This window comes from Mycolicibacterium tokaiense, assembly GCF_010725885.1.
GTDB classification, from domain to species: Bacteria; Actinomycetota; Actinomycetes; order Mycobacteriales; family Mycobacteriaceae; genus Mycobacterium; species Mycobacterium tokaiense.
Genome location: NZ_AP022600.1, coordinates 3,470,835 through 3,488,518 on the forward strand (window position 1 = coordinate 3,470,835; position 17,684 = coordinate 3,488,518).

Annotated in this window: 16 protein-coding genes and 1 riboswitch; of the genes, 7 read left to right on the forward strand and 9 right to left on the reverse strand. The window is 68.1% G+C overall.

All coding sequences use genetic code 11. The features are described 5' to 3' along the window. Entirely contained in the window at positions 1-1,143 is a 1,143-nt protein-coding gene (locus G6N58_RS16925) for a PrpF domain-containing protein (protein WP_115277942.1), read from the reverse strand. Between the two features lie 144 nt (positions 1,144-1,287). On the opposite strand from G6N58_RS16925, the gene G6N58_RS16930 reads away from it, so the two are divergent. From G6N58_RS16930 to G6N58_RS16940, 3 genes are all read left to right on the forward strand, one after another. Next, positions 1,288-2,220, forward strand: coding sequence for a LysR family transcriptional regulator (locus G6N58_RS16930; protein WP_068915772.1), 933 nt, complete (start codon positions 1,288-1,290; stop codon positions 2,218-2,220). A gap of 157 nt (positions 2,221-2,377) precedes the next feature. After that, on the forward strand, positions 2,378-3,751 hold the full coding sequence (locus G6N58_RS16935; RefSeq protein ID WP_115281458.1) for an SLC13 family permease: 1,374 nt from the start codon (positions 2,378-2,380) through the stop codon (positions 3,749-3,751). Positions 3,752-3,864: 113 nt separating this feature from the next. Beyond that, positions 3,865-4,989: a PrpF domain-containing protein gene (locus G6N58_RS16940; RefSeq protein ID WP_115277941.1), complete on the forward strand. Its 1,125-nt coding sequence runs from the start codon at positions 3,865-3,867 to the stop codon at positions 4,987-4,989. A 4-nt stretch (positions 4,990-4,993) separates the two neighbouring features. Here G6N58_RS16940 and G6N58_RS16945 read toward each other — a convergent pair whose 3' ends face one another. The 4 genes from G6N58_RS16945 to G6N58_RS16960 form a co-directional block, all read right to left on the reverse strand. Beyond that, positions 4,994-5,737, reverse strand: a complete 744-nt coding sequence (locus G6N58_RS16945) for a class I SAM-dependent methyltransferase (RefSeq protein WP_115277940.1) — start codon at positions 5,735-5,737, stop codon at positions 4,994-4,996. After that, positions 5,734-6,855: a homoserine O-acetyltransferase MetX gene (metX, locus tag G6N58_RS16950; RefSeq protein WP_115281457.1), complete on the reverse strand. Its 1,122-nt coding sequence runs from the start codon at positions 6,853-6,855 to the stop codon at positions 5,734-5,736. Before metX ends, G6N58_RS16945 begins: the two co-directional genes overlap by 4 nt. Before the next feature lie 14 nt (positions 6,856-6,869). After that, complete coding sequence (locus G6N58_RS16955; protein WP_115277939.1) at positions 6,870-8,207, reverse strand: bifunctional o-acetylhomoserine/o-acetylserine sulfhydrylase; 1,338 nt, start codon at positions 8,205-8,207, stop codon at positions 6,870-6,872. Positions 8,208-8,251: 44 nt separating this feature from the next. After that, a riboswitch (SAM riboswitch) is annotated at positions 8,252-8,371 on the reverse strand. A gap of 276 nt (positions 8,372-8,647) precedes the next feature. Continuing rightward, the gene (locus tag G6N58_RS16960) at positions 8,648-9,499 is read right to left on the reverse strand and encodes an epoxide hydrolase EphH (protein WP_163908214.1); all 852 of its coding nucleotides are present in this window, start codon (positions 9,497-9,499) and stop codon (positions 8,648-8,650) included. 86 nt (positions 9,500-9,585) lie between these two features. On the opposite strand from G6N58_RS16960, the gene G6N58_RS16965 reads away from it, so the two are divergent. Beyond that, a complete protein-coding gene (locus tag G6N58_RS16965) occupies positions 9,586-10,386 on the forward strand; it encodes an exodeoxyribonuclease III (protein ID WP_115277937.1) in 801 nt (266 codons plus the stop codon). Here the strand turns inward: G6N58_RS16965 and G6N58_RS16970 are convergent. Beyond that, positions 10,383-11,381 (reverse strand): alpha/beta fold hydrolase, encoded by a 999-nt coding sequence (locus G6N58_RS16970; protein ID WP_435406370.1) that lies wholly within the window; start codon positions 11,379-11,381, stop codon positions 10,383-10,385. The two genes, G6N58_RS16965 and G6N58_RS16970, sit on opposite strands and share 4 nt — an antisense overlap. Before the next feature lie 114 nt (positions 11,382-11,495). Between G6N58_RS16970 and trpS the strand changes: the two genes are divergently transcribed. Together trpS and yhjD are read left to right on the forward strand one after the other, a co-directional pair. Further along, a complete protein-coding gene (trpS, locus tag G6N58_RS16975; protein ID WP_115277936.1) occupies positions 11,496-12,524 on the forward strand; it encodes a tryptophan--tRNA ligase in 1,029 nt (342 codons plus the stop codon). An 18-nt stretch (positions 12,525-12,542) separates the two neighbouring features. Then, on the forward strand, positions 12,543-13,619 hold the full coding sequence (gene yhjD, locus G6N58_RS16980) for an inner membrane protein YhjD (protein ID WP_232067897.1): 1,077 nt from the start codon (positions 12,543-12,545) through the stop codon (positions 13,617-13,619). Here the strand turns inward: yhjD and G6N58_RS16985 are convergent. After that, positions 13,594-14,814 carry a D-alanyl-D-alanine carboxypeptidase gene (locus G6N58_RS16985; protein ID WP_068915780.1) on the reverse strand — a complete coding sequence of 407 codons (1,221 nt, stop codon included), beginning with the start codon at positions 14,812-14,814 and terminating at the stop codon, positions 13,594-13,596. The two genes, yhjD and G6N58_RS16985, sit on opposite strands and share 26 nt — an antisense overlap. Before the next feature lie 374 nt (positions 14,815-15,188). On the opposite strand from G6N58_RS16985, the gene G6N58_RS16990 reads away from it, so the two are divergent. After that, positions 15,189-15,647: a MarR family winged helix-turn-helix transcriptional regulator gene (locus G6N58_RS16990; RefSeq protein ID WP_232067898.1), complete on the forward strand. Its 459-nt coding sequence runs from the start codon at positions 15,189-15,191 to the stop codon at positions 15,645-15,647. A 46-nt stretch (positions 15,648-15,693) separates the two neighbouring features. On the opposite strand, the gene G6N58_RS16995 is transcribed toward G6N58_RS16990, so the two are convergent. Together G6N58_RS16995 and G6N58_RS17000 are read right to left on the reverse strand one after the other, a co-directional pair. After that, the gene (locus G6N58_RS16995) at positions 15,694-17,082 is read right to left on the reverse strand and encodes an aspartate aminotransferase family protein (RefSeq protein WP_115277935.1); all 1,389 of its coding nucleotides are present in this window, start codon (positions 17,080-17,082) and stop codon (positions 15,694-15,696) included. Then, a complete protein-coding gene (locus G6N58_RS17000; protein WP_068915782.1) occupies positions 17,079-17,585 on the reverse strand; it encodes an Lrp/AsnC family transcriptional regulator in 507 nt (168 codons plus the stop codon). Before G6N58_RS17000 ends, G6N58_RS16995 begins: the two co-directional genes overlap by 4 nt. Between the last annotated feature and the right edge of the window lie 99 nt (positions 17,586-17,684).

The following is a 17,684-nucleotide window of genomic DNA, read 5'->3' on the forward strand; positions in this document are numbered from 1 at the left end:
TCAGGAGGCGGCCAGAGCGCGGGTGGTGTCGCGGCTTTGCTCGGCCAGAAACAGTTCGGCCCGGGCGATCCGGCGTGCGGCCCGGTGCAGGGCGATGTCGCGGGGGAGGAGATCGCCGTCGAGGGTGACGCTGGTGTCGATCACTCCGGCGGCGGTGCCGATCCGCAGCGACGACGGCGAGCGGCGCGGGCTGACGTTGCGGGCCACGATGCTGCCGTCCACGGTGGCCGCTGCCGCCACCGCCACCGCCGAGGTGAGGCCGATCGCGGGGTGCGGCGCCAGCATGGACACCATCCGGACGGCCACGTCGTATTCGCCTGCGGCCAAGAGATTTTCATCGCTGGTCGTGTAGTCCAGAGCAGGTCCGACGATCCCGACCTTGGGGACCGCGTGCTGCACTGGCTCCCCGGGTCTGGTCAATCCCATCGCCAGTGCGGCCCGGTGGCGCAGCTCGATCAGTAGCGGCAGCCGCTCCGCCAGCGCGCCGGTGTCCTCGGACCCGGTGAGGCCGAAGTCGTCGGCGTGCAGCAGCGCCGCGGGGGCACCCGCGTTGATCAACGTGGCCTCGTAGCGGTGCCCGCCTGCCTCCAGCAGATCCACGGCGTGGCCGGTGGGCAACAGAGCCGCCCGATTCGGCGCAACATCGGTGAACGTCAATGCAACCGGCACCCCGAGGGCCGTCGTTCCCGGTACGGTTGCGGCGCCGTCAGCCGGGACCACACCACCGGGAGTGGCGATCTCGGCAGACAACATGGCGCCGGTGTTCTGGTTGCGCATCCGCACCACCGTCAGCTCGGAGTCGACGGCCACCATGCCGGTCTGCAGGGCGTAGAGCCCGATCGCGGTGGCGCAGTTGCCGCAGTTGCTGCCCCATTCGACGGCGCGTTGGCCGAGGGCCACCTGGGCGAACAGGTAGTCAACGTCCACGCCATCGACCGGCGAGCGTCGCACCACGGCGGCCTTGGAGGTGGTGGACGTGCCGCCACCCACCCCGTCGAGCTGCAGCGGGTCGCCGGAGCCGAAGGCGGACACCAGGATCTCGTCGAGGCCGGTGGTCCGTAACAGTGGGTCGACGTCCACGGCGTTGAACAGCCAGCACTTGCTGGTGCCTCCCCGCATCCACGTGCCCCACAAGCTGGTCATGAGGTCCGGCCTCCTCTCCTCGGCTGGGGTGGCCAGCAAAGTGACCCGGCTCACCCTCGACTGCTGTTTCAGCGTGCATCACGTGAGGGTCGAGTACAATTTCGGAAAAGTCGATAACCATTAAGTTCAACTGAAAGCGGCAGCATGCTGGATCCCCGACGGATGCTCCTCCTGGTCGACGTGGTGCGGGCCGGCTCGCTCACCGCGGCGGCCAACCGGCTCAGCTACACCACCTCGGCCATCTCCCAGCAGATCGCCAAGCTGGAGGCCGAGGCCGGGCAGCCGCTGCTGGAACGGCACGCCCGCGGGGTGCGGCTGACCGAGGCGGGCGCGGCTCTGGCGCGCCGGGCCGAACGGATCGAGACCCAGCTGCAGGCCGCCCGAAGCGAGCTCGACGACATCGCCGGCCTGCGGTCGGGCACCGTGCGGATCGGCACCTTCCCCACCGTCGGGTCGAGCCTGCTGCCGCAGGTGGTCAAGCTGTACAAGTCCCGCCACCCCGCCGTCCGGCTGACGGTGCGCAGCTCCCGCTTCACGGCGCTGCGAGCCATGCTGGACACCGGCGAGGTCGAGCTGTCGCTGCTGTGGGACTACGAGTGGGCGCCGGTGACCGACCGTGAGCTGGTGGTCCGCGAGCTGCTGGTCGATCCGCCCACCCTGGTGGTTTCGGTCAACCACCGATTCGCCCACCGGGAGTCGCTGGACATGGCCGAGCTGGCCGACGAGCAGTGGATCACGCGAGAGGACAACCACCCCGTCGGTGCTGCGCTGGAAAAGGCATGCCAGAAGGCGGGTTTCGTGCCATCGGTGGCCTTTGCGGCCAACGACTACCAGGAGGCCCAAGCCATGGTGGCCGTGGATCTCGGGGTGTCCATGGCCCCGCGACTGGCCTTGTCCAACCTGCGGGAGGACGTCAAGGTCATCCCGCTGCGGGGGGCGCCGTCGCGGCGCATCCTGCTGGCGCATCTCGCCGAACACCGGCTCACTCCCGCAGAGGCGACCCTGGTCGACACCTTCGAAGAGGTGGCCTACCGCCATGACGGGAAGTCGTCGCCGGTCCGTAGATCGCGGCCCTGACGTACGGGCTTAAGTTCAGCTAAAGTGCTCTGCGGATTTTCGAGATTGTTGTGGAGGCACGTCGTTCCTACTGTGATCTGAGTAATGATTCATCGGGGCGTGTGATTGCCGAGGGATGTACTCCGCTCGCACCACGGTCCGGAACCGAGGGAACACCATGTCTTCTGTCGAGATTCTGCCTCTGATCGCGCTGGTGGCGATGTTCGTCATCGCCACGTTCTTCCCGATCAACATCGGCATCCTGGGATTCATCGGCGCCTTCGGCGTCGGTGCCTTCCTGCTGGGTTATGACGACAAGGAGATCCTTGCCGCCTTCCCCAGCTCCATCGTCCTGACCATCATCGGGGTCACGTACTTCTTCGGCATGGCCAAGAAGAACGGCACCATCGATCTGCTGGTCAACGCTTGCATCCGCGCCGTGCGCGGCCGCGTGACCGTGGTTCCGTGGGTGTTCTTCTTCTGCGCCTCGGTGCTGACCGCGCTGGGCACCTTCAGCCCCGCGGCCGTCGCACTGATCTGCCCTGCTGCCCTGTCCTTCGCGGCCAGGACCAAGATGAGCCCGCTGGTCATGGGGATCATGACCATCAACGGTGCCCACGCCGGTGCGTTCTCGCCCATCTCGGTCTCCGGCGTGCTGGTGCATGACCTGGTCGAAAAGAGTGGACTGACCATCGCCCCCTGGACGCTGTTCTTCGCCAGTTACGGCATGAACCTGCTGCTCTCGGTGCTGACCGTGGTCGGCTACGCGGCGCTGGCCCGGATGCGCAACCTGGAGTACAGCGCCACCGGCACCCGCATCGACGATGACGCCGACGGCAGCGGCGGCGCCGGTACGCACCCCGCGTCCGGTCCCGCCGGCGGGGGTGGCACCGGCACCCAGGTGCTGACCCGTCCGGTGCGCCCCGACGCGCTGATCACCCAGGTGCACCCGGTCACCGTGGTGCAGAAGCTGACGCTGTTCCTAATCGCGGCCGTGCTGGTGCTCGTGCTGGTGTTCCACCTGCCGATCAGCTTCGTCTCCATCGCCGCCGGCGCCATCCTGGCCTTCACCGACCTGTCCAAGCAGAACGAGGCCATCGCCGGCATCAGCTGGTCGACGGTGCTGCTGGTGGCGGGCATGGTCACCTACATCTCGCTGCTCGAAGAGGTCGGCACCATCGACCACCTGGCTCAGATGGCGATTACCATCGGCGCACCGCTGATCGTGGCGCTGGTGTTGTGCTACGTCATCGGCGTCACCTCGGCGTTCGCCTCGTCGACGGCCCTGCTGGCGGCGATCATCCCGATGGCGCTGCCGCTGCTGCAGACCGGCGCGCTGCCGGTGGTGGGCGTGGTGGCCGCACTGGCCATCGCCGCCACCGTGGTCGACGTCTCACCCTTCTCCACCAACGGCGCTCTGGTGCTCGCCAACGCCCAGGGCATCGAGCGGCCGCGCTTCTACCGGCAGTTGCTGGTCAACGCCGGCATCGTGGTCGCAGCGACACCGGCACTGTGCTGGCTGCTGCTGGTCGTCGTGCCCTCGATGGTCTGAGCCAGCCAAGGGTTTAGCGCAGCTGAACCCCTCTCCACTTTTACGTCATTGTTCTTCATCTTCGCGCGGGCCACCCTGGTCTCAGGGACCTGTCGCGGCGGAAAGGCACGCTCATGCTCACAGTTCGCGCCACCTGGATGCGGGGAGGCACCAGCAAATGCTGGCTCTTCCACGCGGTGGACATCGACCCCTTGATCGACCACGCCGGCGGCCTGGACGAGCTGCTCACGTCGGCATTCGGATCCGGCGACCCGCGTCAGCTCGACGGGGTGGGCGGCGGCAGCTCGACGACCTCGAAGGCCGCCATCGTCCGCCGCTCCCAGCTCCCCGGCATCGACATCGACTACCTGTTCGCCCAGGTCGCCATCGGCGATCGTCAGGTCGAGTGGGGCAGCAACTGCGGCAACTGCGCCACCGCGATCGGGCTCTACGCGCTGCAGACCGGTCTGGTGGCCGTCGACGCCGAGGTGACCTCGGTGCGGATGCGCAACCAGAACACCGGTGCAGTGCTCACGGCCGAAATTGCCACTCCCGCAGGGGCGATCCCCACCGACGGCGATGCCGCCGTGCCCGGCACCAGTGCGCTCGGTGTCCCGGTGGGCCTGACCTTCACCGGGCTGGCGGGTGCACCCGCGCAACTGCTGCCCAGCGGACGGGCCCTCGACACCGTGACTGTTGCGGGCCACGACTACTCCGCCACGATGGTCACGGCCGGTGCGCCGGCCGCGCTGTTCGACGCCGCCGATCTGGGTCTCACCGGCGCTGAGGACAATGCGGTTGTCGCCGAACACCTTTCGCTGTTGGTGGCGCTGCGCCAGCAGTCCTCTCTGCGGATGGGGTTGAGCAAGCCGGGGGATCCGGTCCGGCACGCGATCCCGAAGGTGGGCGTGGTGGGCAGCCCGCTGGATTACCGGACCGGCACCGGGGACCTGATCCGGGCCGACGATTACGACGTGTCCGTGCGGATGCTGTCGATGCTGGCTCCCCATCCCGCGATCGGACTGACGTCCGCGGTGGCCGTCGCAGCAGCATCCACCGTTGTCGGGGGAGTGGTTGCCGCGCGGAGCGCCGCCGCGCCGACGGGCCCCCTGCGGCTGGGCACCCCGGCCGGAGTTCTGCACGTCGAGCGCATCATGAACAACGGTGTGCTGGAAGCAGTCACGCTGCACCGGGCGGCGCGCCGCATCGCCTCCGCCGAGCTGTTCGTCGCGGAGCGGGCTCACGCCCTGGCGAGCTGACCCCTCACTGCGCCAGCGTCGCCCGGATCCCCACCGTCACATACGGCAACGCCACACCGGTGGATGCGGCCAACGCGGGGTGGGTGGCGAGCAGTTCGCGCACCTGATCCAGGGTCTGCGTCCGCACCTCGTCGGGCGAGGTGATGCAGTAGCTGCGCGATGCCACCAGATCGATGAGTGCCTGGGGCGTCAGGTAATTGGTCCATTCGACGTGGTGGCGCTCGATGTCGGCGAACGGCGCGGGCAGGCTCACCTCGTGGTTGAACGGATCCCGCTCGTGGCCGATGATCCGGCCCAGATCCTTGACCCAGCCCAGTCTTTCGTCGCGGGTGTTCCACACCAGACCCAGCCGCCCGCCGGGCCGCAGCACCCGTGCCACCTCGGGGATGGCGCGTTCCGGATCCACCCAGTGCCAGGCCTGCGCCACCAGTACGGCGTCCACACTGTTGTCGGCCAACGGAATCTCTTCCGCGGTGCCCAGCAGTGCCGGGGTGTCGGGCAGCGCGGCGCTGAGCACCTCCAGCATCTCGGCCAGGGGATCCACCGCCACCACATCGAGGCCGCGTTCCACCAGCCGGGTGGTCAGCTTGCCGGTGCCGGCCCCCAGATCGAGCACCGTCTGCGCACCCGGCGGCAGCAGCCAGTCGATGGCCTCCGGCGGATAGGACGGGCGCCCGCGCTCATAGGCCGCTGCCGCCGACCCGAAGGACCGCGAGAGCTCCCGCCACGAGCTCGACGACCGGCTCACCGTGCGGCCAGTTCCAGCGTCCGCCGCACCAGGACCCCCACCGCGTCGGTCTCGACCAGGAAGCCGTCGTGGCCGTAGATGGAGTCCACCACCTCCAGGCCGTCGCAGCCCGGCAGCAGGTCGGCGATCTCCTGCTGTAACCGCAGCGGGTACAGGCGGTCGGAGGTGATGCCACCGACGATCGTGGGCACCGGGCAGGACTGCAACGCCGTTGCCACCCCGCCTCTACCTCGGCCGACGTCATGGTTGGACAGCGCATCACTGAGAGCCACGTAACTTCCAGCATCGAAGCGGGCCAAAAGCTTCCCGCCCTGGTGTTCCAGATAACTCTGCACGGCGTACCGTCCGCCGGCCAGCGGATCCTCGGTGCCCTGCGCGTCGTTGCCGAAGCGGCTGTCGAGTTCTTCCTCGCCGCGGTAGGTCAGGTGCGCGAACCGGCGGGCGATCTGCAGGCCGGCGTCGGGGCTGCGGCCGGTGCCGTGGTAGTCACCGCCCTGCCAGTCAGGATCGGCCTTGATGGCCGCCACCTGGGTGCTCTGGGTGCCGATCTGGTCGGCGGTGGCGCGGGCGCCGACAGCCAGGATCAGCGCCGCGCGGACGGAGTTGGGGTTACTCACCGCCCACTCCAGCGCGCGGGCACCGCCCATGGATCCGCCGACCACCGCAGCCACCTCGGTGATCCCGAGGGCGGCCAGCGCGGCCACGTCGGCGTTCACCTGATCGCGCACCGAGATCACCGGAAACCTGGAGCCATAAGGCTTTCCGTCGCGGGCCAGCGAGCTGGGCCCGGTGCTGCCACGGCAGCCGCCCAGCACGTTGGTGGAAATGGCGCACCAGCGGTCGGTGTCGATGGGGGCGCCGGGGCCTGCCACCCCGTCCCACCAGCCCGGAGTGGGGTGGCCGGGTCCGGCCGGACCGGTGACGTGGGAGTCGCCGGTCAGGGCGTGCAACACCATCACCACGTTGTCGCGGGTGGGCGACAGTTCGCCCCACCGCTGCACCGCGATGGTCACGTCCTCGAGCACCACACCGCTTTCCAGCGTCAGCGCTCCGATGTGCACAACGCCGAGTTCGCCTTCGGCGGGCAGCGTGGCACTCAACTCAGGGGAGATCGTCACGGGGCGGTCCTCGCTCAAAAGGCCGCCACGGCTTGCGGATCGGTGGCCCCGACCTTGCTTGCCGCTGCGAAGCCCTGCTCGAGATCGGCCAGGATGTCGTCGATGCCCTCGATGCCGACCGCCAGTCGCACCAGTCCGGGGGTCACGCCGGTGGCCAGCTGTTCCTCGGGTGAGAGCTGCGCGTGCGTGGTGGACGCCGGGTGGATCACCAGCGAGCGCACGTCGCCGATGTTGGCGACGTGGCTGTGCAGGGTCAGCGCGTCGACAAAGGCCTTGCCCGCCGCCACCCCGCCGGCCAGTTCGAAGGCCAGCACCGCGCCGGTTCCCTTGGGTGCCAAAGTCTTCGCCCGCTCATGCCACGGCGAGGACGGCAGCCCCGCATAGTTGACCGACAGCACGTCGTCGCGGGCTTCGAGGAACTCGGCCACCTTCTGGGCATTGGCCACGTGGCGCTCGATGCGCAAGCTGAGCGTCTCCAGGCCCTGGGCGATCAGGAACGCGTTGAAAGGAGAGGCCGCCGACCCGAGGTCGCGCAGCAGTTGCACCCGGGCCTTGAGCGCAAACGCCGGTGCACCGAGGTCGGCGAACACCACACCGTGGTAGCTGGGATCCGGGGTGGTGAAGCCGGGGTGCCGGCCCTGGGTCCAGTCGAAGGTACCGCCGTCGACGATCACCCCGGCGATGGCCGAGCCGTGGCCACCGAGGTATTTGGTGGCCGAGTGCACCACGATGTCGGCTCCCTGGCTGATCGGCTGGATCAGGTAAGGGGTGGCGATGGTGTTGTCGACGATCAGCGGGATGCCGTGCTCGTGGGCGACGGCCGAGACGCCGGGCGTGTCCAACAGGTCGATCTGCGGGTTGGAGATGGTCTCGCCGAAGAACGCCTTGGTGTTGGGTTGCACCGCCGCGCGCCAGGAATCCAGGTTGTCCGGGTCGTCGACGAAGCTCACGTCGATACCCAGCTTGGGCAGGGTGTAGTGGAACAGGTTGTAGGTGCCGCCGTAGAGCCGCGGGCTGGACACGATGTGGTCCCCGGCGGACGCCAGGTTGAGGATCGCGAAGGTCTCGGCGGCCTGGCCCGAGGACAGGAACAGCGCCGCGACCCCGCCCTCGAGCGCGGCGATGCGCTGCTCGACGACGTCGGTGGTGGGGTTCATGATGCGGGTGTAGATGTTGCCAGGCTCCGCCAACCCGAACAGCGCCGCGGCGTGGTCGGTGTCGCGGAAGGCATACGAGGTGGTCTGGTAGATCGGCAGGGCCCGCGCGCCGGTGGCGGCATCGGGGCTCTGGCCGGCGTGCACCTGCTTGGTCTCGAAGGACCAGTTCAGGGTGGCATCGGTGGGTTCAGTCACGACTGTCGTGCCTCCATCGGTTCTGGGGGCCCGTTCTGGTGTCGGACCCGCGCTTGCCGTGTAACCGCGTGCGGTTACTCAACCTGGTCGTCTCCCGGGGCACCCCACCGCGGTTGGAGGGTTGCCGGCCAGCAAGCCGGGGCTATGCGCTGGCACTCATGACCGATTCGCACTGTATCGCACGCCCGCCGGTCGTTGCCACCTCGGGCGATCGGTGTGCCCACGCGTCGCCGCCGGTAGCCGCTGACAAGTGTGCGGTTTACTGCGGGACACGCCGTGCGCCGCGAGTAGGGCACACATGTGTGCGCCGGGAGGGCCGGTCGCCGCTGACAAGTGTGCGGTTTACTGCGGGACACGCCGTGCGCCGCGAGTAGGGCACACATGTGTGCGCGGAGATGGGGGCGGGTGCGACGGGCGGGGCGGGTGTGACGGAGGCGACGTCAGCCGGCCGGCGGCGCCATCGGCTGGGGCGAGGCGTTGTCCTCGACGAACTCGGCGATCAGCTCGGTGACCATGCCCGGCGCCTCGAGCATGGGGATGTGGCCCAGGCCGTCGAGCTTGTGGATCGTCGACCCCGCGGGCAGGTTCTCGGTGAAGTGCCGGTTGCCGCGCGGAGTGGGGAACACCCGGTCCTTCCCGCAGAGCACCAGCTGCACCGGGGTGCGAATCTCTTCGAGCTCCAGCAGGCCGGGCGCCGTCAGCGTCTTGACCAGCAGTGCGATGTAGGCGTGGCAGTGTGTGGCGTCGTCGAGCAGGGCCAGCAGGTCAGGGTTGTCGGGGCCGTCGGCGGGCCCGCTGACCATCAGGGTGGCGATGCGGCGGCCGAACGGGATGTCCAGGATCCGGGGCCCGGCCAGGCGGGCGGCCAGCAGCGCTGGCCCCATGGCCAGGAACTTGGCGATGGTCTCGAACTTGGTCGGTGAGAAACGGGTCCAGCCGCCCGCGGGCGCGACGGCGGTCAGGCTGCGGGCGCGACCGCGCCGCTCCAGCTCGAAGGCCACCCAGCCGCCCAGGGAATTGCCCACGACATGCGCTGTGTCCCAACCTAATTCGTCGAGCTGTCGTTCCACGTGGTCGACCAGCAGACCGGTGTCCATGACCCAGGAGCTGATGGTCGGTCCGCCGTTGTGGCCGGCCATGGTGGGCGCGAAGACCTCGAGTCCGCCCCGCTGGTCGAGTTGCTCGGCCACGGTGCGCCAGACGTTCTGCGAGCACAGGAAAGGGTGCAGGAGCAGGACCGGTTCACCCGAGCCCAGATGGATCGGCGCGACGCCGACGGCGGGGGAGTTCATGCGGACCGACATTAAGGTGATACCGGCGGTACCGCAATACTGCCGAGTTCGATTCCGGGCGTTTCGCTGCGTTAGGGTCGTGCTCCGTGATCGTCAGCACCATCAACGTCAACGGCATCCGCGCCGCGGTCAAGCACCGCTCCGCCGACAACCTGGGCCTGCTGCCCTGGCTGGCGCAGACCAATGCCGACGTGGTGTGCCTGCAGGAGACCAGGGCCGACGACGAGCAACTGGCCGCCGCGCTGGCACCTGCCCTGGACGACTGTTGGCAGCTGGCCTCCGCCGAGCCCCACCTCAAAGGCCGAAACGGCGTCGCGGTCCTGAGTCGGCACCCGTTCGACGCGGTCCGCGTGGGCGTCGGAGTCGACGAGTTCGCCGACCACGGTCGCTACCTCGAGGTCGACATCGCGAACCTCACCGTCGCCAGCGTGTACGTCCAGACCGGCGAGGCCGAGACGCCCCGGCAGCTGGAAAAGGAACGGTTCATGGTGGCGCTGGCCAAACGGATGGCCGAGCTGAGCACCTCGGGGCGGGACGCGGTGGTGTGCGGGGACTGGAACATCGCCCACACCGAGAACGACATCAAAGCCTGGAAGGCCAACGTCAAGAAGTCGGGTTTTTTGCCCGCCGAGCGGCAGTGGGTGGGGGAACTGCTCGACGCGGGCTGGGTCGACGTGGTCCGGCATCTGCACCCTGACATGGCGGGGCCCTACAGCTGGTGGTCCTGGCGCGGCAAGGCCTTCGACAACGACGCCGGGTGGCGGATCGACTACCAGCTGGCCAACCAGCAACTGGCGGCCCGCACCGTCGCCGCCCGGGTGGAGCGGCCCGAGGCGTACGCGCTGCGGTGGTCTGATCACGCCCCGGTGACGGTCGAGTACGTCTAGCCGCAGCCGGGTTCGGACGTCGCGCCGGGGGTGCCCGCTCCCTCGATCGCGGTGCGCACCGCGTCGTGCACCCGGGGATCCCAGGTCAGCCCGGTTTCCCACGGCAGGCCCGCGGTCTCGGAGACGAAGATGCTGTGGGTGTCGTCGAACTGCAGGCACCGCCGGTGAGGTAACACCCGCTCGCTGATGTCCACGGCGAGCGCGCTGGTGACCGCGACCAACCCGTCGTTGGGCCACACTGTGCGATTCACCGGGCCGGCCATGGTGAAGCGGTCGCCGGCGATCAGGGTCACCGGGATCTCGTCGAGAACCCCGGCCTGGTACTCGTTCCAACCGTCGGGCCCCATCAGGAACGCTTGATTGACCTCGCGACCGGAGCCGGCCATCAGCCGTTGGACCTCGGCCTGCATACCGTCCATCGCCGTCTCACAGAACCGGTCACCCAGACAGTCGGACTTCGGCGTGATGCCGTTGGCGTAGTCGGACAGGTAAGACCCCTGCCACGGGGTCCCGATGGTGGTCAGCGAGCGGATCCGGATGGGTGAATCGAGGCTCTGCAGCACGGCGAACGCGGCACGGGAGTACAGACCGCCCATGGAGTGACCCACGACATCGAGCTCACGGACGCCGAATTCGTCCTGCAGGTAGGTGAAGAAGCGCGCCAGATGTTCGCCGGCGGTGTCGATGCTGCCGGTCGAATTCACCGTCATGTTCTCGGGCAGGGTGACGGGGCAGTCGCCGAATGCGCCGAAGCCCGGCTGGTCGACGACGGGTCCGCGTCCGGCGAGTGCGGGCGAGGTGTAGACCGTGTGGCCGTGATCCAGGAGGTGTTGGCGCAGCGCGGTATCGGTGTTGCCTGCCGCCAATCCGGTGGCGCAGGCCTGATCCGGAGTGGTGAACGGGCTCGTGGCGTCGCCACCGGACACGATCACCACGGCGCGGCCGGTCGGTGGCGGAGCGGCGCCGGCAGCGGGTGCGCTGCACACGGCCGACATCATAAGGATGGTCACGGCGACCAACAACCTGTGCATGCCACCCACCTGTTCGCGTGTTGTGTTGTCAGGATGCTAGCGAGCCCCTCCGGTGCCGCGTGGGATGATCGATCCATCATGAGCGACACCAGCCGCACGCCTGCCCGCCAGGTCGTCTTCTCCGGCGCCCAACCCACCTCCGATTCCCTGCATCTGGGCAACGCCCTCGGCGCGGTCAAGCAGTGGGTGGCTCTGCAGGAGAGCTTCGACGCGTACTTCTGCGTCGTGGATCTGCACGCCATCACCGTCGCGCAGGACCCCAAGCAGCTGCGCCAGCGCACCCTGGTGACGGCCGCCCAGTATCTTGCGCTGGGCGTCGATCCGTCCAAGGCGACGGTGTTCGTCCAGAGTCACGTGCCCGCACACGCCGAATTGGCTTGGGTGCTGGGATGTTTCACGGGGTTCGGGCAGGCCGCGCGGATGACCCAGTTCAAGGACAAGTCGCAGAAGCAGGGCAGCGACTCGACCACCGTGGGTCTGTTCACCTATCCGGTGCTGATGGCCGCCGACATCCTGCTCTACAACACCGATCTGGTCCCGGTGGGCGAGGACCAGCGCCAGCACCTGGAGCTGACGCGTGACCTGGCGCTGCGGCTGAACGCACAGTACAAGAAGCTTTTCGTGGTGCCCGAGGCGATGATTCCGGAGTCGGCGGCCAAGATCCAGGACCTGCAGGAGCCCAGCGCCAAGATGAGCAAGTCGGCCGTCACCGACGCCGGGTTGATCAGTCTGCTCGACGATCCGGCCAAGACCGCCAAGAAGATTCGTTCGGCGGTGACCGACAGCGAGCGCGAGATCCGCTTCGACCGCGAGGCCAAGCCCGGGGTGTCGAATCTGTTGACCATCCAGTCTGCGGTCACCGGTGTGACGATCGACGCCCTGGTTGCCGGATACCAGGGCCGCGGGTACGGCGATCTGAAGAAGGAGACCGCCGAGGCGGTGGTGGAGTTCGTGACCCCCATCAAGTCCCGGGTCGATGAACTCCTCGCCGACCGCGCCGAGTTGGAGGCGATTCTGGCCGCCGGGGCGGCGCGGGCGCAGGAGGTGTCTGCGAAGACGCTGGATCGGGTATATGACCGGCTGGGCTTTCTGGCTCGGCGAAGATGACGACGTGGGAGGCTGGCAGTGACGGATCCGGCCCGCTCGGACACCGAGGTCGACGACATCGACGCCGAGGCTGAGAAGCCGGGATTGCTGGACCGCTACCGCGCCCGCTGGCACTGGTTCGATCACGTGATGCGGGCGCAGCAGCGCTACACCGACTCCAAGGGTGACTTCTACGCCGCCGGCATCACCTACTTCACCATCTTCGCGCTCTTCCCCCTGTTGATGGTCGGGTTCGCGATCGGCGGCTTCGTGCTGGCCGGATCTCCAGAGCTGATGGCCCAGGTGCAGGGTTGGATCCGCTCGAGCGTCTCCGGTGACATGGGCCAGCAACTGATCACGTTGATGGACTCGGCCATCGAATCGCGCGCCACGGTCGGTGCTATCGGACTGGCCACGGCGGCGTGGGCCGGGCTGGGCTGGATCGGCAATCTGCGTGAGGCCCTGAGCCAGATGTGGGGCCTGTTCCGCGATGAGCCACAGGGTTTCCTGCGCACCAAGTTGTCAGACCTGTCGGCATTGGTCTCGGTATTCGTGGCGATCGTCTTGACGTTCGCGCTGACCGCCCTCAGCAGCGGCAGCACCATGCGAACAGTGCTGCAGTTCTTCGGAGTGGGCGACATCCCGGGTCTGGGGGTGGGGCTGCAGGTGGCCTCCCGCGTCGCGTCGGTGCTGGTGTCATGGCTGCTGTTCACCACCATGATCGCCCGGCTGCCGCGGGAGTCGATCAGCTTCCGCAGCAGTATCAGGGCCGGGCTGATCGCCGCCGTCGGGTTCGAGATTTTCAAATTGGTGGCTTCGATCTACCTGCAGTCGGTGGTCACCGGACCGGCCGGCGCGACGTTCGGTCCGGTGCTGGGCCTGATGGTGTTCGCCTACATCACCGCGCGGCTCATCCTGTTCTCGACCGCCTGGGCCGCCACCTCCAAGGACAATCTCCAGGAGGACGTGGTACCGCCGCCCGAGCCGGCGGTGATCACCACCCGGGTCATCACCCGGCCCGGTATCGGCCCCCTGCAGGCTGCCGCGGCCGCCGCCGTGGGAGCGGTTGGTGTGCTCGGTCTTTCGCGAATCAGGCGGCGCGAGAACGACGATTGACCGCGCGGGCGATCAGGATCAGCCCGAACACCACCACGGTCCCCACCACCGCCACGCCGACGCGCACCGGTACCGCGTCCGCAGCCGGGACCAGGGTGGCCGCCTGCGCCGCTGCCACTGCGGCCATGTCGTCGATCGGTTGCTTCTCCTTGGGCTGCAGAGCCGGGTCCGGGTCCACCAGTTTCCCGACCGAGGTGCCGGCCGGCAGGCTGAAGCCGTAGTCCAGCAGGCGCGCGGCCTGCTCCCAGGGCGCAATCGGTTGTCTGGTGCCCTTGAGCAGAACCGTCACCAGTCGGCGGCCGTCCCGCTCGGCGGCGCCGACGAAGGTCTGGCCGGCGTCGTCGGTGTACCCGGTCTTGCCGCCGAGCGCGCCGGGGTAGTTGTAGAGCAGCTTGACGTCGTTGACGACTTCGTACGGCGGGTTGCCGTCGCGCCCAGGGAAATCGAAGGACTGCGTGCGCACGATGTCGGTGAACGTCGGGTTCTGCCAGGCGTACCGGTAGAACAGCGCCAGGTCGTAGGCCGAGGTGCTCATGCCGGGCCCGTCCAGACCGGACGGGGTGGCGGCGCGGGTGTCGCGGCCACCGAGCTGGCTCGCCAGAGTGTTGAGCTTGCCCAGTGCGGCGTCCCACCCGCCCAGCTGCATCGCCAGGGCATGGGCGGCGTCGTTGCCGGAGTGCATCATCAGGCCGTGCAGCAGGTCGTTGACCGTGTAGAAGCCGCCGGGGCCGACGCCCACCTTGGTGCCCTCGGCGTTGGCATCGTCCTGGGTTCCGGGCACCTGCTTGTTGAGGTTCAGCTCCCGCAATGACGCCAGCGCGGTGAGCACCTTGATGACACTGGCGGGGCGGTGGCGGCCATGGGGATCGCGGGCGGCGATCACCTCGCCGGTGTCCATGTCGGCCACGATCCACGATTCGGCCGAGACGTCGCCGGGGACCGGCGGGGTGTTGGGTGCGGCGATGATGCCGCAGCCGCCGAGGGCGTCTCCGCCCACGGGCTTGGCGGGCACGGCCAGCGGGGCCGGAGTGGGATCGCCGGGCTTGGGCACCTCGGAGGCGTCGACGGCCGGCGGGGTGGTGACCCGGTAGGGGCAGGCTTCGGGTTCGGCGTGCGCCAAGGCGGGGCTGCTCAGCGCGATCAGCGCCACCGCGAGCGCGGCGGCGTGCCGGAACAGGGGTCGTGTGGTCGCCATCGGGATGGAGATTAAGCGACCGATGCGGGCATTTCGGGGAGCCGCGCTGTGACTGATGTGAACCATGTTGTTTCTGAGGTCACGTGGACCGAGAGTGGACCGGCAGCGAGATGGCTACATCTGTCATTCGTCGGAGTCAGACAGCAGCAATGACGATCACGCGCGGTTGTCGACCCTCTCAGCAGTGTTTACCATGAGCTCGCTCGGCGATCAGCTATCGCTGTGTACAGGTGGAACCTGTGTCAGTGGCAGGTGCTCATGGGATCGGGGGACGGTCGGTGGATGGTGCGTGCATACAGACGACTCGAGATGGGCGGCTTGGTGGTGACGCCGCCGCGGTTCGCGGCCCCCTGCGGTTGCCGGGACTCGATGATGTGGAGCACGAATGCTGGCGTCAGTTCAGTGAATCGGCGACCCGGATCGGTGATCTGCTGCAGCGCACCCTGACGCGCGAGCACGGCTTCAGCCTGCACGACGTCATGCTGCTGCAGACGCTGGCGACCGCACCCGCCGGGTCGGCCCGGATGGGCGATCTGGCCGACGCGCTGGTGCTGTTGCCGAGCCGCCTCACCCAGCAGGTGGCCAGAATGGAGGGCGCGGGTCTGGTGGTGCGCAGCGTCAGTCCGCAGGACCGCCGGGGTGTGGTCGCCTCCATCACCGACGCCGGCCGGGTGCGGCTGGGGCCGGCGCTGGACACCTATGCCCGCGTTGTGCGCAGCCACTTCCTCGATCCGGTCACCCGCCGCCAGATGACGTCGATCGGCGACAGCTGCCGGCGGGTCGGCAGCGGGTTCGTCACGCCCCCGCAGCGGCCGAAACCGCTGAGCCTGTGACGAAGTCGGCCCCTGCCGGTGGCAGGGGCCGACTCGGATCGTTACGTCACATCCGGGCAGACGCCTCGGTCAGCACGTTGTGCAGGATGTCGTAGATGGCGTCGAATTCGCGCTGGCCGCAGATCAGCGGCGGCGCCAGCTGCACCACTGGGTCGCCGCGGTCATCGGCGCGGCAGTACAGACCGGCCTCGAACAGCGCCGGAGTGAGGAATCCGCGTAGCAGCCGCTCGCACTCCTCGTCGTTGAAGGTCTCCTTGGTGGCTTTGTCCTTGACCAGCTCGATGCCGTAGAAGAAACCCTCGCCGCGGACGTCGCCGACGATCGGAATGTCGAGCAGCTTCTCCAGCGTCGCCCGGAACGCCGGGGCGTTCTGCTTCACGTGGTCGTTGATCCCCTCGCGTTCGAAGATGTCGAGGTTGGCCAGCGCCACCGCCGCCGATACCGGGTGACCGCCGAAGGTGTAGCCGTGCCCGAAGACGGTGGAGCCGTCATTGAAGGGCTCGAACAGACGGTCGCTGGCGATCATCGCGCCGATCGGGGAGTACCCGGACGTCAGCCCCTTGGCGCAGGTGATGATGTCGGGGGTGTAGCCGAAGTCGTTGCAGGCGAACATCGATCCGATGCGGCCGTAGGCGCAGATCACCTCGTCGGAGACCAGCAGGACGTCGTACTCGTCGCAGATCTCGCGCACCCGCTCGAAGTATCCGGGCGGCGGCGGGAAGCACCCGCCGGCATTCTGCACCGGCTCGAGGAACACCGCGGCCACGGTGTCGGGGCCTTCGTATTCGATGGCCTCGGCGATCCGGTCGGCACAGTAGCGGCCGAACGCCTTGGGATCGGTGCTGAACTGCTCGGGAGCCCGGTAGAAGTTGGTGTTGGGCACCCGGAAGCCGCCGGGGGTCGGCGGATCGAAGGGTGCCTTGAACGCCGGGATGCCGGTGATGGCCAGCGCGCCCTGCGGCGTGCCGTGATAGGCGATGGAACGCGAGATCACCTTGTACTTGCCCGGTTTGCCGGTCAGCTTGAAGTACTGTTTGGCCAACTTCCAGGCGCTTTCGACGGCCTCGCCGCCGCCGGTGGTGAAGAACACCCGGTTCAGGTCGCCGGGTGCGTAGCCGGCGATGCGCTCTGCCAGCTCGATCGCCGGCGGCGTGGCGAACGACCACAGCGGGAAGAACGCCAGCGACTCCGCCTGCTTGGCGGCGGTCTCGGCCAGCTCGGCGCGGCCGTGGCCGACCTGGACGACGAACAGCCCCGAGAGCCCGTCGATGTACTTGTTGCCCTCGCTGTCCCAGATGTGGACGCCGTCACCACGGGTGATGATCGTCGGTGTGATCCCTTCACCGTGGCGGGCGAAGTGGCCCCACAGGTGCCGGTCGGCCTTGGCGGACAGTCCGCCGGCCAGATGTTGTTCGGTTTCCGAGATTATTGTCATCGCGTACCCCAATTGTATTGCTGTTTAACAAGTTTCAGATAAACCAACGTTTCGGTGGATATCACCCCTGGGACGGCGCGGATTTGTGTGTTGAGCAGGTCCAGCAGGTCGTCGTCGTCCTCGCAGACCACTTCGACGATGGCGTCGAAGGAGCCAGCGGTCAGGACCACGTAGTCGACGGATGCGATCTTCGACAGCTCGTCGGCGACCTTGAGGGTGTCGCCGGTGCACTTGATGCCGATCATCGCCTGGCGGGCGAAACCGAGCTGCATCGGGTCGGTCACCGCGACGATCTGCATCACGCCCGCGTCGACCAGCCGCTGCACCCGCTGACGTACCGCCGCCTCGGACAACCCGACAGCCTTGCCGATGCCCGCGTAGGATCGACGGCCATCCTGCTGCAGGTTCTCGATGATGGCCTTGGACAGTTCATCGAGCTGCATCGCCGGCCCGCCCGGGCTCGCGCGAAGATGCCCGGAGCCGATCCCGCCCAATTCGCGCATGGTCCTGATTGTGCACGGAATCAGTTGCGATGGGCAACTAATACTTTCAATATGCTCAGTCGGACCGGTTCAGGTCGAGTGAATACGTACAATCAGCCC